Raw genomic sequence first — 14,910 nt, 5'->3', positions numbered from 1 at the left:
ATTATTTGCCTCCACCGTCACTGAAGATTTTTTCCACATCCACCTCTGGATCATCCCAGGGCCCGGTGATGTGATAGCTGATGCTCGACAATTTATCGACCTGCTTCTCAAAAATCTTACCGGTGATATAGACCCCGGCAGCAGCGGGCAAACCACCCACCAGCGCTGCCACCCAGGGCAGGTTGGTGCCCACCGGCAAAGTGGTCACCAGATTGGCATCTATGTCCTCGCGGATAAGATTGGCGGTGCCGTTCATCTTGAAACGGCCGGAGGGCATTTTTACCACCAGCGGTGGGTCAAAACTCATGTTGCCGGCGTCGAATACCAGACCACCCTTCATCTCATCAAAGCTCATACCTTTTTCAAACAGGTCGGAAAAATCCAGGCTCAGGCGGCGCAACCAGTTATCAAAATTAAACAGGCTGATCAGCCTGAGCAGGGCATTGGCAGCACCGGCGGGCGATTTGTAGAAGCGCCCTTTTTCAACCTGCAGGGACATAGCGCCATTGAGCTGAGAGGGCTTGATTTCCCAGGGTTTGCCGCTCCAGCCCAAGTCGGCAAAAAAGAGGGCATCTTTACTTTCCAACGCCGCGGGCGTGCCCCAGGCCTCCATAACCTCCCCCACATCCCCAGCCTGCAGCATACCGCTGAACTGACTATAGTGAACGCCCGCCTGACGCTCCCACAACAACGTGGTCTCGACCTCGTCACCGCCCAGACGCAGCCCTTTCAGGTTGGCATCAATCCCCGAAAACAGCACGCCGTGAGGAGTCGGTTCAGATCGAAATTTCGCATAACCTAGGCGGGAATCACCTACGGAAAAGTCCTGAATGGAGGCTTCCATTAACGGGAAGCTGGAGGGATCCAAATCCTGTGCTTCAGCCTCTCCTTCGGGGGGCGAAGGCAATACCAGTTTTTCGAGATCCAGCCTGATCGGTCGAGCGGTGTCTGTGGGTACCAAAGCCTGACCTGCCGTTTCATTGCTGGCCAACACCACCTGCCAGTCACCGTCCACATAGCGTCCACTGGCGACTGCCCCCGTGACTTCAAGGCCAGCCACTTCCAGACTGGCAATGCGCCCGTCGAACAATGTCTTAAGCGACTGTTCCGGGTTAGTTTTTTCGCCCACCAGTTCAGCAAAGTAGGGCATCCACTCTGTCAGGGAGAAATGCTCCATTTCACCAGTAATGCGGAATTGCCCCTCTCCCGGCAGTTCCGCATCCTCACTGTAAACAGCTAGCAGACTTCGTCGCAACGCACTACCACGCAATTGCAGATGAGCGCTGACACCACCTTCCGCTGTAATCTGGATATCCTGAAGATCACTGATGGCTACATCCACCTTGATATCCCTGGAAGCTGAAGCGACCTTGGCAAAGGGTGCAGGCAAGTCAATGGTTGCGCCTTGTAACTGGCTGTTGACCTGTAAGCCGATGGGCGCGCCAGCGTCTATCAAAGGCACATTGAGCCGAGCCTCCACATCCGTTTTACCCTGTAGAATGCGCTTGGAATCCAGCTTGATAAACTCACTCAGCGCTTGCATGTCCAGCTGCCCACGACCGCTCACTAGCAGGTTATCCTTGCCTGTGGCGATATCTGCCACCAACGGCTCACCCCAGAACTGCCCTTGCAACCCGTTGGCATACAACCCTTTCCCGTCGCGGTAGCTCAACCTGCCCCGTAGCTGGGAAAAGCGGATATCGGTATCCGGCAACCCCAGATAGGCGTCGCTCAAATCGGCATCGACTGCGTAGTCACCTTCCGTACCATCCCGTGATAGTGGAATACGCAGATCCAGATCAATTCTTGAGGGACCGGAAATATCCCAGTTGACCACACCCGCCACCCGGGAGCGCAGGGGCGACTTTGCCAACACGGCCACGGCTTCCCCGGCATCGGCATCGATATTCGCCCTGACAAAAAGCTGTTGCCCGGTGTCTCCCGGTGTTGAGCGCAACAGCACTTCCCCGCGTTTGACGCGGGTGTTGCCAAGGGTGCCACCGACAATATCTACATTGAGTTCACCGTTATCCAATGTCATGGCGCTACTGAGATGCTCCAGGGGCGGCCAGTCCGGTTGAAACTGCAACGTGCCATCGGCTACCCGCAGGTAGAGCTGGATGGATCGCATCCCTTTTTCGCCACCGATCAGGGGGCCGCGCCAGACAAACCCCACTTCCGGAACGGCCATCTCACCCAGCGCACCATCGAGCCAGTCCAACAGTCCCTGGTTGAGAGTGGCAGGCAGGTAGCGCTGACGGTAGCGGCTATGGGTATCTCGCACCCCCACCATCAGGTACATTTCCGGCTTCAGTTCAGGTCGGGCTATGGGAATATCCAGGTAGAGATGGGCGTTGCCTTCACCTTCTTCGCCACCCATGTCGATCCTGCCACTGGCAATTTTCAGCCGATGGTTTTCCCCATCCCAGAGCCAGCGCAATTGCCCCTTGAAGCTGCTGTGCTCCATGTAATCGTCAAAGGTTTTGGGGTAATACAGTGCCAATCCTTCGGGACTGTCCAGCTCCAGAAACCCGTTGGCATTATCCGTTTCAACATAACCATTCAGCTGGCGCGCCCCCGGCGCACCGCGCCAGGACTGGATAGCGACATTATCCAGGTTGGCCTTCACGCTCACCTCTGGATGTTCGCCGTCGAGATCGAGATCGAGATGCACTGCCCGCAAGATGCCAGAAGGCTGCAAATCCAGCAGCATCTGTTCCTGTTTTGGTGAGGCGAGTCCGGTTTGAACCATCAGGTCGTCGACCAGTGACAGGTTAATCTGGCTCAGCGCCATGGAGCCCTGCCCCCAGAGCGCGCCAACTTTCTGTTCATAGTTGACCGTTAAGGGCTCAATCGCCACATCGCCCCAGTCAAAATCCAGTCCCTGCAGGCGCAAACCCCAGCTCTCGCCCGGATCAAACCAGCCCGTGATATCCGTTTTGAACTGAGTCACTGGCGGCACATCTTCCAGCCAGTTAAGGGGAATTTCTGCGGCGGACAGGCGTCCCACCAGCTCCGCCTTGCCACCCTTCGTCAGATCAATCCAGATATCGCCTTCGATATCAGTTTCAATATCTCCAACCCGCTCCACCAGGTCGGGGAACCAGCTTTTGGCCAGGGCGCTAAACGAACCGCTGAGGTCCACGCGATTGATACTCAGGTAACCAGCCGCCTTGAGTTTATCCAACTTGGCCGGATTGCCCTCCGCCTCCACAATCAGGCTCGCTGCCTGCTCGTGACCGGTGAGGCTCAAGCCAGCCATTAACCGGTGAAAGTCGCCGCTGTTTTCCAGCAGAATATCGCGGCCTTCAAGGCTTGCGTGCGTGCCGGAATAAAAATTCAGGTGGGCGATAATCTTGTCCACTCCCAGCAAGTCACTATCAAACAGCATATTCAGGAGCGTACTGGGATCTTTCTCCGATTGTTTTTCCGGCAGGGTGAGATGGCTGATGGACCAGCCTCCAGTGGCATCCTCCTGCAGTGACAACTGCACGCCACCCACCCACAGTTCCCGCCACACTAGCTGCCTTGCCAGCACACTGCGCAGCAGGTCCACTTCCAGGGTAATGCGCTCCAGCTGAATGGCCGGTTCCGGTGCCCCCGGGGTACGTATTGACAGATCCAGTGCCGTCACCCTGGGTTTCAGGCGCCGCCACTCACCCAGCAACTGCTGGCTTTCCACCTGCAGACCCAGCTTTTCCGAGGCGAAGTAGTTGATTTCGGTACGATAATTATCGAGGCTGCCAATAGTTTCGCGCCCCAGTGACACGAGCACAGCTATGCCAATGACTGACAGGGCAGCCAACATCAACAAACGTCTGGTCAGGAATTTCAGAACCCGGCTGCCGTTCAAAACCAGCTCCGGGAAATGGCTTTAATATGGGTCAGTGTCATGCTGTCTGCCGGGTCCTTGGAAGCACACCTTTCAGGTGGTAGATAGTTACCATGGCACCCATGATACTCGAGCAGCATAAAAATAAAATAACAGGCATATGGCCTCAAAAAATCTGCTTCGAACCGTGGTTCTATATCGGAATAATGTCGTATTGGTCGCGGCTATACATAGACTCCACACGGAACTGAATAGTTCGGCCCACGAAGCCTTCCAGGTCCGCCACATAGGCTGAGTCCTCATCCAGCAGGCGATCAATCACCACCGGCGCGGCCAGCACCAGAAAACCCTCGCATTCAAAGGTCCGTGCTTCTCGCAGTAGCTCCCGGAGAATTTCATAACAGACGGTTTCCGCCGATTTCAGGCTACCCTTGCCATCGCACACCGGGCAGGCCTCGCACAGTAACTGGCCCAAGCTCTCACTGGTTCGCTTGCGGGTCATTTCCACCAGCCCCAACTCGGACACACTGACAACTGCCGTTTTGGCGCGATCCCGGGACAGGGCTTTTTCCAGTGCCCGCAGTACCTGGCGCCGGTGTTCCGGGTCCTGCATATCAATAAAGTCGATGATGATAATGCCACCCAGATTGCGCAGCCTCAGCTGCCGGGCAATGGTCGCTGTAGCCTCCAGGTTGGTCTTGAATATCGTCTCTTCCAGGTTGCGCTTACCAACGAATGCACCGGTATTGATGTCGATGGTGGTCATCGCCTCGGTCTGATCGATGACCAGATATCCCCCGGATTTCAGCGGCACCTTTTTCTCCAGGGCACGGCTGATTTCATCTTCCACCCCGTAGAGGTAAAACAGTGGTCGGTCCGCCGAGTAGCATTCAATCAGCCCCACCATGTCGGGGTTGAACTGCGCGGCGAAGTCGCACAGCTTGGCATAGGCTTCACCTGAATCCACCCGTACTTTTTCCAATAATGGCTGGGGCATGTCACGCATGGAACGCAGGTAAAGGGGTAGATCTTCATAGACAGTAGCTGGCGCCTGTACCTGCCCGGCTTTGTCGTGCACATGGGACCAAAGGCGATGCAGGTACTGAATATCCTTGCCCAGTTCCTCCACATCGACCCCTTCGGCAGCCGTACGGATAATGTAGCCACCCCTGGTTTCCATACCCGCCAACGCTTGCTCCATGCCGTTGATCAAGCGTTCACGCTCGGCTTCATCCTCAATGCGCTGGGAAATACCGAGGTGGTCGACTTCCGGCATATAGACGAGGTACCGGGAAGAGACTGTGAGACGGGTGGAAAGCCGCGCGCCCTTGGTACTGATGGGGTCCTTGATGACCTGGGCCACCACCGACTGACCTTCGCGAAGGCACTGCACGATGTCCCATGAAGCCCCGTTGTCTCCAGTGGCTGACGGTTTGTGAATATCATCCACGTGAATAAAGCCGGCTTTTTCCAGACCAATATCCACGAAAGCCGCTTGCATGCCCGGCAGCACGCGCACCACTTTTCCCTTGTAGATATTACCAACAATGCCACGGCTGGAGGTGCGCTCCACCATCACGTCCTGAAGCACGCCGTTTTCCACCAGCGCCACCCGGGTTTCCATGGGCGTGATATTAATGAGAATTTCCGAACTCATGCCGACTCCCACCAGGACAAACCAAACGCCGACAACAGGTCACAGGTCTCAGCCAGCGGCAGTCCCACAACCCCCGAATAACTGCCCTGAATCGACGTAATAAAGACCGCGCCATAACCCTGAATGCCATAGCCCCCGGCTTTGTCGGCGGGCTCGCCGGTATTCCAGTAACGCTGGCATTCCGCTTCGTCGATTACCCTGAATCGCACCTCCGTTTCCGACAGGCGGGATTCACAGCGGGACGCATCGCATAGTGCTACAGCTGACAGCACCTGGTGACTTCTGCCGGACAGCCGTCTCAGCATAACCAAGGCCTCATCCCGGTTAGCCGGTTTACCAAAGATTTCTCCCTCACATACCACCGTGGTATCGGCAGCCAATACCGGTTTGCCCTGCTCCCGACTGGCATTCCAGCCAGCCCTGGCTTTTTCCAGCGCCATTCTCACCACGTAGTGCTCCGGTAACTCTCCGAGCATGGGTGTTTCATCGAGATTCACCGGTGCGACCTGAAAGAGGCAACCAATCTGCTGCAGCAGCTCCCGGCGCCGGGGGGAAGCCGAAGCCAGAACAAACTCAGCGCTGGACCCTGTGCTTACCATGGCAAATTCTCTCCCGACACCCGGTTCAGGATGAGGAAATTTCTTCATCTTCGTAAGCTTCCGATGTACCAAATTTGGCTAACACCCAGGCCAGCAAGGGCCAGATAAGCAACGAAGAAACCGCAGGTGCCACCACCAGCTCACCCTGCCAGGTGGGTCTCAGCATTAACGTAGTGCTGTGTACCAGCAGTTGATGCAGCAACACCAGCGGAAACACCAGAAACAATTGATGAAAAATAGTCATGTACTGAAAGCGCTGCTGCAACAATCGAAGCAGATAGGCGCAGAGAGCAAAAGACATGGCATGCCGGCCAATCAGTTCACCCATCACCAGGTCCAACATCAGACCGCACATCCATGCGAAGGCAATACCGTGGAAGGACGGTACCCTGAACAGCCAGTAGATCGCCACCAGGAACACGAACTGGGGGCGCCAATGTGCCATCGCTACAGACAATGGCAGAATTTGCAGCATCAATGCCAGCACAAGACTGAGTGCGCTCCAGAAATAGATAGACGGATCAGTCTCTTCCAATTTCACCGTCTCCCAAGGTTTCCACTTCGGAAAACAACAGTAATAAATGACGGCTGCGATCAATGCGCGCAGAGGGCTTAAGCTTGACGGATAGGTAGGGCTCGCCGACAACGGTCTGCACTTCCGTGACCACACCCACCGGGTATCCCACAGGAAAGCGCCCACCCAGCCCGGAACTGACTAACCGGTCGCCCACCACAATATCCATGGTCGGAGGCACATAGCGCAGAGATAATTGGTTGTAATCGCCACTGCCTTCGGCGATGGAACGAGCGCCGTTGCGCAATGTCTGTACCGGCAGCGCGTGGGCCGTATCTGTCACCAGAAGCACCTTGCTGCTGCTGCGGTGTACTTCCACCACCTGCCCCATCAGGCCATCGGCATCAAGCAGTGCCTGACCAACATACACACCGTTTTCCTCACCACGGTTGATAAGGATGGTGTGCCGGGTCGGGTCCGGCGACACACCGATCAACTCCGCCACCAGCACCTGGTCTTTGAGCATTTCAGTGGCATTGAGCAAATTGCGCAGGCGCACGTTCTCGGCCACCACTTCCGTGGTGCGCTGCATGCGACCCTTGAGGATGAGCAGCTCGGTACGCAGCTGTTCGTTTTCCTCTTCGAGCTGCTGGCGACTGACCACTGACTCATCGCCGAACTCACTCAGGCGGGCGGGAATATTGGTGATCCAGTAGAGGGGCACTGTGGCCTCGGCCACCCACTTGCGGGCAGGCTTAAGCCAGGGCGTAAAACTGTCGATTGCCAGCAGCAGCAAGGACGCGGCTACCAGAAACAGCACCCTACGCCCCGAGGAAGCACCCTTGGAAAACAGGTTTTTAATAGTGACACCCCTTCATTATTGGAGATGTTCCCGGGGCCGGAACACAGACAGGCCGGTCAGTGTGAGGACGACATGACATCCATACGGCGTTTGTCCATGATTTCCAGCGCCTTACCGCCGCCACGGGCAACACAGGTCAGCGGATCTTCGGCCACAATCACCGGCAGGCCGGTTTCATGGGTCAGTAAGCGATCCAGGTCGCGCAGCAGTGCGCCACCACCTGTCAGCACCACACCGGTCTCGGCAATATCCGATGCCAATTCTGGCGGTGACTGTTCCAGCACCCGCTTGACCGCCTGAACGATGGCCGCCAGTGGTTCCTGCAACGCTTCCAGAATTTCATCACTGTTGAGCGTAAAGCTTTTCGGCACACCTTCGGCAAGATTGCGGCCACGCACGTCGATCTCGCGAACCTCACTGGCCGGGTAGGCACTGCCAATTTCCATCTTGATGCGCTCGGCGGTGGTATCGCCAATCACACTGCCATACTTGCGGCGCACGTAGTTGCTGATGGATTCATCAAAACGGTCGCCGCCGATGCGAACGGAATCGGAAAATACCACGCCGTTTAATGACAGAATGGCAATTTCGGTAGTACCGCCACCAATATCCACCACCATGGAACCGCAGGCTTCATCCACTGGCATCCCGGCACCAATTGCCGCAGCCATTGGCTCCTCGATCAGAAACACCTCGCGGGCACCGGCACTATAGGCGGATTCGCGGATGGCGCGTTTTTCCACTTCTGTCGCCATACAGGGCACACAGATCAGCACCCGGGGGCTGGGGGGAATCAGGCTGTGGGAATGCACTTTCTTGATAAAGTGCTGCAGCATTTTTTCTGTAACCTGGAAATCGGCGATCACACCGTCTTTCATGGGGCGAATCGCTGTAATGTTGCCAGGCGTCCGGCCCAGCATGCGCTTGGCTTCCACCCCAACGGCTTCCACCACTTTCTGACCATGATGGTGACGAATCGCTACCACTGATGGCTCGTTGAGAACAATGCCCTTATCGCGCACATAAATCAGAGTATTGGCGGTGCCCAAATCGATGGACAGGTCGTTGGAGAAAACACCGCGCAGTCTTTTCAGCATCTATCTTTTCCCTTGTTGGCACAGCACTGCTTCGCGTGCGGGCCGGTGGTTCCGAAAACTCGCGACTCTATCAATCGGAGCACTTGAGGGCAAGGTTTAAGTCCTTGATCCCGTAGAAAAATCAGTATCAAAATGCCGTTTCACAGTACCCCTGCCGAAACGGATGTGGTAACTTACGCCCCCTCATTTCGTCAGGCCGGAAAACCGGTACTGGCCGTCTCTGTCAACAGCGCAGAAACTATACCATGACTATCGAACGTGCAGACATCGAAAAGCTCGCAGAACTGGCGCGCATTGAACTGAATGAAGCGACTATCACCGAGACCACCCGCAGTATTGCCGACGTGCTTGCCCTGGTGGACCAGTTACAGGCTGCCGACACCGACGGTGTGGAGCCCATGGCTCACCCCACAGATGCCGTGCAGCGCCTGCGGCCCGACGAGGTCACAGAAACCAACCAGCGGGAGGCTTTCCAGGCCATCGCGCCCGCAACCGAAGAGGGCCTGTACCTGGTCCCTAAAGTGATCGAGTGAGGCAGCCGGTCCATCATGCATAACAAAACTCTTGCCGACATCATTGCCGGCCTGAACAACGGTGACTTTTCCAGCGTGGAAGTCACACAACATTTTCTTGGCCGTATCAAGGCAATGGACGGTCAGTACAATAGCTTTGTGACCGTCACCGAAGATGCAGCCCTGGCCAAAGCCGCCGCGGCAGACCAGCTGCGGGCTTCGGGCAATAGCACCGTCCTGTGCGGTGTACCCATTGCCCACAAGGACATCTTCTGTACCAACGGTGTGCGCACCAGTTGCGGCTCGAAAATGCTCGACAACTTTGTGCCGCCATACGATGCCACCGTGGTAGACAACTTTTCCCGCGCCGGTGCGATCGTGCTGGGCAAAACCAATATGGACGAGTTCGCCATGGGCTCCTCCAACGAAACCAGCTACTACGGGCCGGTAAAAAACCCCTGGGATACCAACTGCGTACCCGGCGGCTCCTCAGGCGGCTCTGCAGCCGCGGTGGCGGCACGACTGACGCCAGCGGCCACGGCCACTGACACTGGTGGATCCATTCGCCAACCCGCCGCCCTGTGCGGCATTACCGGCCTGAAGCCCACCTACGGGCGGGTATCGCGCTGGGGCATGATTGCCTTTGCCTCCAGCCTTGATCAAGGCGGCCCCATGGCACGCACTGCCGAAGACTGCGCCCTGATGCTTAACACCATGGCCAGTTTTGACCCCAGGGATTCCACCTCCATAGATCGCCCGGTACCGGATTACACCGCCGAGCTCCAGAACTCCTTACAGGGTTTGAAGATCGGCGTACCCAAAGAATACTTTAGTGAGGGGCTCGACAGCGGCACCGAACAGGCCGTGCGCGACGCCCTGGCAGAATACGAAAAACTTGGCGCGCAACTGCTGGAAATCAGCCTGCCCCACTCTCACCTCGCCGTACCTGCTTACTACGTGATTGCACCGGCGGAAGCCTCTGCCAACCTGTCGCGCTTCGACGGCGTACGTTACGGTTACCGCTGCGAAGACCCGAAAGATCTGCGTGACCTGTACATGCGCACCCGTGGCGAGGGTTTTGGCGACGAAGTAAAACGCCGCATTCTGGTGGGCGCATACTGCCTGTCCGCTGGATACTACGACGCCTACTACCGCAAGGCACAGCAGGTGCGCCGCCTGATCAAGCAGGACTTTGTCGACGCCTTCAAAGAAGTGGATGTGATCATGGGCCCCACCTCGCCATCCCCGGCATTTGCCTTTGGCGCTAAAGGCAACGATCCGGTGGCCATGTACCTCGAAGATATTTACACCATCGCCACTAACCTGGCGGGCCTGCCCGGCATGTCCGTGCCTTGCGGCTTGGTGGATAACAAGCCGGTGGGCCTGCAGATTATTGGCGACTACTTTGATGAAGGCCTGATGCTGAATGTGGCACATCAGTTCCAGCAGGCAACCGACTGGCACCAGCGCACACCGGAGGGCCTTGAATAATGCAATGGGAAACCGTTATCGGCCTTGAAGTGCACGTGCAGCTGGCCACCAAGTCGAAAATTTTTTCCGGGGCCAGTACCGCTTTTGGTGCGGAACCCAACACCCAGGCCTGCGCCATTGACCTCGCCATGCCCGGCACACTGCCGGTGCCCAACGAACAGGCGTTTCGCGATGCCATCATGTTCGGCCTGGCCATCGACGCGGACATCTCCCACACCTCGATGTTCGAACGCAAAAACTATTTCTACCCGGACCTGCCCAAGGCCTACCAGACTACCCAGCTGGAAAAACCCATCGTCGGCCGCGGCCACGTGGAGATAGAACTGGCAGACGGTAGTAAAAAATCTATCCGCATTCACCACGCGCACCTGGAAGAGGATGCGGGCAAGTCATTACACGAAGATTTTCATGGCATGTCCGGCATCGATCTCAACCGCGCCGGTACGCCGCTGATCGAAATTGTTTCCGAACCGGATTTGCGCAGCGCCGAGGAAGCTGTGGCGTTTGCCCGCAAGCTGCACAGCATTGTCACTTCGCTGGGCATCTGCGACGGCAATATGTCCCAGGGTTCCATGCGCTTTGATGTCAACATCTCCGTACGACCTGCTGGCAGCGATACTTTTGGTACCCGCACCGAGACCAAAAACCTCAATTCCTTTAAATTCATGGAAGATGCCATTGCCCTGGAAGTGGAACGGCAGATCGACCTCATTGAGGACGGCGGCAAGGTGATTCAGGAAACCCGCCTCTACAACGGCGACACCAAAAAAGCCCGCTCCATGCGCAGCAAGGAAGAAGCCAACGATTACCGCTACTTCCCCTGCCCGGATCTGTTGCCCATCGTATTCGACGACGACTACATAGAGCAGATTCGCCAGACCCTGCCGGAACTGCCGGACGCCCGCCGCGACCGCTTTATGGAGCAATACGGGCTATCTCACTACGACGCCAATATTATTAGCGGTGATGCCAACGTGGCGCGTTACTTCGAAACCGCCGCCGACAGCGATGCCAAACTGGCGGCCAACTGGATCATGGGCGAACTGTCCGCACGCCTTAATGCCGATGATATGTCCATTCAGGACAGCCCTGTCAGCGCCGAACAGCTCGCAGGTATGATTGCCCGCCTGAAAGACGGCACCATCTCCAGTAAAATGGCCAAGGAAGTGTTTGATGCCATGTGGGATGGCGAAGGCGACGCCGACAGCATTATTGAAGCCCGCGGCCTGAAACAGGTTTCCGACAGCGGCGCCATCGAAGCCATGGTGGACGACGTCATTGCCAACAGCCCGCAACAGGTTGAAAACTACCGCACCGCTGATGAAGCCAAGCGTCCGAAAATGCTCGGTTACTTTGTTGGACAGATCATGAAAGCGTCGAAGGGCCAGGCGAACCCTCAGCAGGTGAATGAAGTCCTGCTGAAGAAACTCAACGAACTTCTTTAATCCTCAACACCTATTTGCAGTAATTATTTATGGCACTGAAAAAAGATAAACAAAAAGTTCTCGGTGAAGTATTCGACGACGAGCGCATTAAAACCTTCCTGGATTTTGAAGCTCCCGAAGGCGTTAACCCCGATTTCCACCTGCTGGAAAAAGCCTATCGCGGCATGAAGGCAGAAAATTTTGAGACCTTCGTGAAATTCTTCCTGGAAGCGGGCCACGACATCAATGCCACCAACTCCGACGGCAAGACTCTACTCGCCATCGCCAGCCAGCACCGCCATGCGGAAGACTACGTCGCAGCACTCAAGTCTAACGGCGCGCAGTAAAGCCCCCCACCCTCATCTTTGCCGAAGCCCCCTACAGGAAACTGAGGGGGCTTTTTACTCCATGTGCACCCTGTTTCAGAACATGGATATAGATTTCAGTGGTTTTCACATCGGTATGCCCCAACTGCTCCTGCACCGTTCGAATATCAGCACCAGACTGTAGCAAGGGCGTCGCGAAGGAATGGCGTAACGTATGGCTGGTTATCTCTTTTCTGATCCCGGATTGTCTCGCGGCATTTCGAATAAAATGGTTCACCGAAGATTCATCGAAATGGTGCCGCTCAAGCCCCCCCGCCAGAAGTTATTTATAAATAGCAAGGACCCAAGCTTTTCCGCCTCTCTAGCCGTCACGATAAATACCGTTCCACAACGACCTTTTTCTTCTCTTTAACCATCACTCTCGTGATTCCCCTGTATGAGAAAAAACAGTTAGCCCCACCCTTTTTTGAATTAAGCTCTTGTTATGGTCAACTTCCCCTACATATTGGTAACCCGAAGCGAGCTAAACCTCTATGTATAAAGTTTTTTTAGTTATCGGCATACTGGTTTGTCAGCTTGCAGTGGCTGGCGAGCGGCTTGTCGCTGACAGCGTGCTGGTAGACAAATCAGAGAGGATGCTTTATCTGCTTCGGGACGGAGTTAAGTACCAAGCCTATCCCATCGCTTTAGGGCCAAGGCCGCGTGGCCACAAACAGCATGCGGGTGATGAGCGTACGCCAGAGGGGCGTTATATTCTGGATTTCAAGACGGAAAAGAGTGATTTTTACAAGGCCATCCATATTTCCTATCCTAATGAACAGGATATAAAACGGGCCCTGGAGAATGGTGCGAGCCCAGGAGGGTCGATCATGATTCACGGCATGCCCAGCAATACACCGTTACCCCCCGACCAGATGCAGATATTCAATTGGACGGATGGCTGCATTGGTGTGACCAATGAAGACATGGACCAAATCTGGTCGGCTATTAAGCCAGGGATTCCGATTGTTATTGTACCCTGATGGCCACCTGGAAACCTGTTCAGGACACAATGAATACATTTAGTGCTTCGGGCCTGTTGTTATTGACCCTTTTCTCCCTACCCTGCCTGGCCCAGAACCAGTTTGTCCTGTCTCCGGAAACAAACACTGATCTGGTTGGTAGCAACAGCCGCACCTACATTTCGCGGGAAGAGACGCTAATTGATGTCGCCGCACGATACCGAGTGGGATACAACATGATTCGCTCTGCAAACCCGGGTATTGATCCCTGGCTTCCCGATGACGGGAGCAAGGTCTTGCTGCCATTCAATGTGATTTTACCGGATGCGCCCCGGGCAGGCATGGTCATCAATACGGCGGAAATGCGTCTTTTTTTTTACAGTAAGGACGAGCAGGGCAAGGAGACAGTAGCGGTTTACCCCATCAGCGTCGGTCGCCGGGATTGGGCCACACCACTCACAGAAACCCGCGTGACCCTGCGGGTTGAACACCCGCCCTGGTATCCCCCGGAAAGTATTCGTGAGGAACACGCTTCCCGAGGTGACTTTCTGCCCAGAATCGTACCCGCTGGTCCAGATAACCCCTTGGGCGACTATTTACTAGGGTTGGCAATTCCCAGTTATTTTATTCACGGCACCAACAAGCGCTTTGGCATTGGCATGCAGGTCACCCATGGTTGTATTCGCATGTACCCCGAGCACATTGAAGAACTCTATAACCTCGTGCCAATTAACACTCCGGTCACTATCGTGAACCAGCCTTATAAAATCGGCTGGCAAGGCAAGATGCTGTTTCTGGAAGTGCATCAGCCTCTGGAGCTTGATGGCGTGGTACAGGAGGGAAACCGCTCGGGTGTTATAAAAAAGCTAACGTCGATGCAGCAGGCGCTGCCTGAAATCCTGATCAACTGGGGTAGGGTTGATATGATAGTCGCACAGGCCACGGGCATACCTGTACTCGTGGGAATAGAGCCTCACTCACTGACAGATTTTGAGTTTTACCAGAATCATATCCAGCCAGACCACTCAGACTGGCTGGATATCATTGAATAACTGCCCTACTTTTGCATGGCTTTTTTAAAGGCCCGGTCAATTTTCTCGTTGGCTTCGTTGGCTGAAGTTTGCGCCGCGTCAGCGGTACTTTGTGCATTGGCAGCAGCCTTGTTGGCAGCATCAGCAGTTCGCTGTGCCGCAGCGGCAGCACTTTTTGCTTCAGCAGCAGCGCGCTGCGCTTCCTCGGCCATAGCCCTGACCTCATCAACCGAAGAGTTGCTGGCACACCCGGCGACTGCCACAACAAACAGAACAGGTAATAACTTGACTAAAACTTTCATAAAGCTCCCCTTACTGAAAATATGAGTATTAAGACTTACAAATAAGATGACTGATTTTTTGAGTATGGATGCGAGTTACAGGACTTTCAAATCCATCGCCTACTCATGTGCTTTCGACCACTGACCAGAATACCCCTTCGATGAATGAAACAAAATATCCTCTTAGGGTGAACGCTCTCCAAATCGTAGTACCTTTAGCTGAGCGCTTCCTAGCAAATATACGCCTATGGTGGGATTGCATCTGCCGTTCGACCATCTAACC

At 55.3% G+C, this 14,910-nt stretch carries 14 protein-coding genes; 6 read left to right on the top strand and 8 right to left on the bottom strand.

What is annotated here, in order from left to right; genetic code table 11:
* Position 1: 1 nt before the first annotated feature.
* From Q8A57_RS04735 to Q8A57_RS04710, 6 genes are all read right to left on the bottom strand, one after another.
* Positions 2-3,853, bottom strand: a complete 3,852-nt coding sequence (locus tag Q8A57_RS04735) for a YhdP family protein (RefSeq protein ID WP_305169835.1) — start codon at positions 3,851-3,853, stop codon at positions 2-4.
* A 172-nt stretch (positions 3,854-4,025) separates the two neighbouring features.
* Entirely contained in the window at positions 4,026-5,489 is a 1,464-nt protein-coding gene (rng, locus tag Q8A57_RS04730) for a ribonuclease G (RefSeq protein ID WP_305169834.1), read from the bottom strand.
* Positions 5,486-6,088 (bottom strand): Maf family protein, encoded by a 603-nt coding sequence (locus Q8A57_RS04725; RefSeq protein ID WP_305169833.1) that lies wholly within the window; start codon positions 6,086-6,088, stop codon positions 5,486-5,488. Before Q8A57_RS04725 ends, rng begins: the two co-directional genes overlap by 4 nt.
* 25 nt (positions 6,089-6,113) lie before the next feature.
* Entirely contained in the window at positions 6,114-6,629 is a 516-nt protein-coding gene (gene mreD / locus Q8A57_RS04720; protein WP_305169832.1) for a rod shape-determining protein MreD, read from the bottom strand.
* Positions 6,610-7,455, bottom strand: a complete 846-nt coding sequence (gene mreC, locus Q8A57_RS04715) for a rod shape-determining protein MreC (RefSeq protein ID WP_305170151.1) — start codon at positions 7,453-7,455, stop codon at positions 6,610-6,612. The genes mreD and mreC overlap by 20 nt, the downstream gene beginning before the upstream one ends.
* Positions 7,456-7,520: 65 nt before the next feature.
* Positions 7,521-8,561 (bottom strand): rod shape-determining protein, encoded by a 1,041-nt coding sequence (locus Q8A57_RS04710; RefSeq protein WP_305169831.1) that lies wholly within the window; start codon positions 8,559-8,561, stop codon positions 7,521-7,523.
* A 245-nt stretch (positions 8,562-8,806) separates the two neighbouring features.
* Here Q8A57_RS04710 and gatC point away from each other — a divergent pair, with 245 nt between their 5' ends.
* Genes gatC through Q8A57_RS04690 form a run of 4 tightly spaced genes read left to right on the top strand, consistent with a single transcriptional unit; the run spans position 8,807 to position 12,335 of the window.
* Positions 8,807-9,094 (top strand): Asp-tRNA(Asn)/Glu-tRNA(Gln) amidotransferase subunit GatC, encoded by a 288-nt coding sequence (gatC, locus tag Q8A57_RS04705; protein WP_305169830.1) that lies wholly within the window; start codon positions 8,807-8,809, stop codon positions 9,092-9,094.
* Between the two features lie 15 nt (positions 9,095-9,109).
* Complete coding sequence (gene gatA / locus Q8A57_RS04700; RefSeq protein ID WP_305169829.1) at positions 9,110-10,564, top strand: Asp-tRNA(Asn)/Glu-tRNA(Gln) amidotransferase subunit GatA; 1,455 nt, start codon at positions 9,110-9,112, stop codon at positions 10,562-10,564.
* Complete coding sequence (gene gatB / locus Q8A57_RS04695) at positions 10,564-12,009, top strand: Asp-tRNA(Asn)/Glu-tRNA(Gln) amidotransferase subunit GatB (RefSeq protein WP_305169828.1); 1,446 nt, start codon at positions 10,564-10,566, stop codon at positions 12,007-12,009. The genes gatA and gatB overlap by 1 nt, the downstream gene beginning before the upstream one ends.
* A 29-nt stretch (positions 12,010-12,038) precedes the next feature.
* Positions 12,039-12,335, top strand: coding sequence for a PA4642 family protein (locus Q8A57_RS04690; protein WP_305169826.1), 297 nt, complete (start codon positions 12,039-12,041; stop codon positions 12,333-12,335).
* Between the two features lie 31 nt (positions 12,336-12,366).
* Here Q8A57_RS04690 and Q8A57_RS04685 read toward each other — a convergent pair whose 3' ends face one another.
* Positions 12,367-12,633: a tyrosine-type recombinase/integrase gene (locus Q8A57_RS04685; protein WP_439651647.1), complete on the bottom strand. Its 267-nt coding sequence runs from the start codon at positions 12,631-12,633 to the stop codon at positions 12,367-12,369.
* A gap of 214 nt (positions 12,634-12,847) precedes the next feature.
* On the opposite strand from Q8A57_RS04685, the gene Q8A57_RS04680 reads away from it, so the two are divergent.
* Together Q8A57_RS04680 and Q8A57_RS04675 are read left to right on the top strand one after the other, a co-directional pair.
* Positions 12,848-13,336 carry a L,D-transpeptidase family protein gene (locus Q8A57_RS04680; RefSeq protein WP_305169825.1) on the top strand — a complete coding sequence of 163 codons (489 nt, stop codon included), beginning with the start codon at positions 12,848-12,850 and terminating at the stop codon, positions 13,334-13,336.
* A gap of 29 nt (positions 13,337-13,365) precedes the next feature.
* The gene (locus tag Q8A57_RS04675; RefSeq protein WP_305169824.1) at positions 13,366-14,367 is read left to right on the top strand and encodes a L,D-transpeptidase family protein; all 1,002 of its coding nucleotides are present in this window, start codon (positions 13,366-13,368) and stop codon (positions 14,365-14,367) included.
* A gap of 5 nt (positions 14,368-14,372) precedes the next feature.
* Here the strand turns inward: Q8A57_RS04675 and Q8A57_RS04670 are convergent, their stop codons facing one another.
* Positions 14,373-14,648 (bottom strand): Lpp/OprI family alanine-zipper lipoprotein, encoded by a 276-nt coding sequence (locus Q8A57_RS04670; RefSeq protein ID WP_305169823.1) that lies wholly within the window; start codon positions 14,646-14,648, stop codon positions 14,373-14,375.
* Positions 14,649-14,910 lie beyond the last annotated feature (262 nt).

The sequence above is a fragment of the Porticoccus litoralis genome (genome assembly GCF_030676955.1).
Lineage (GTDB): Bacteria > Pseudomonadota > Gammaproteobacteria > Pseudomonadales > Porticoccaceae > Porticoccus > Porticoccus litoralis.
This window is presented reverse-complemented; position numbering and strand designations above follow the sequence as displayed.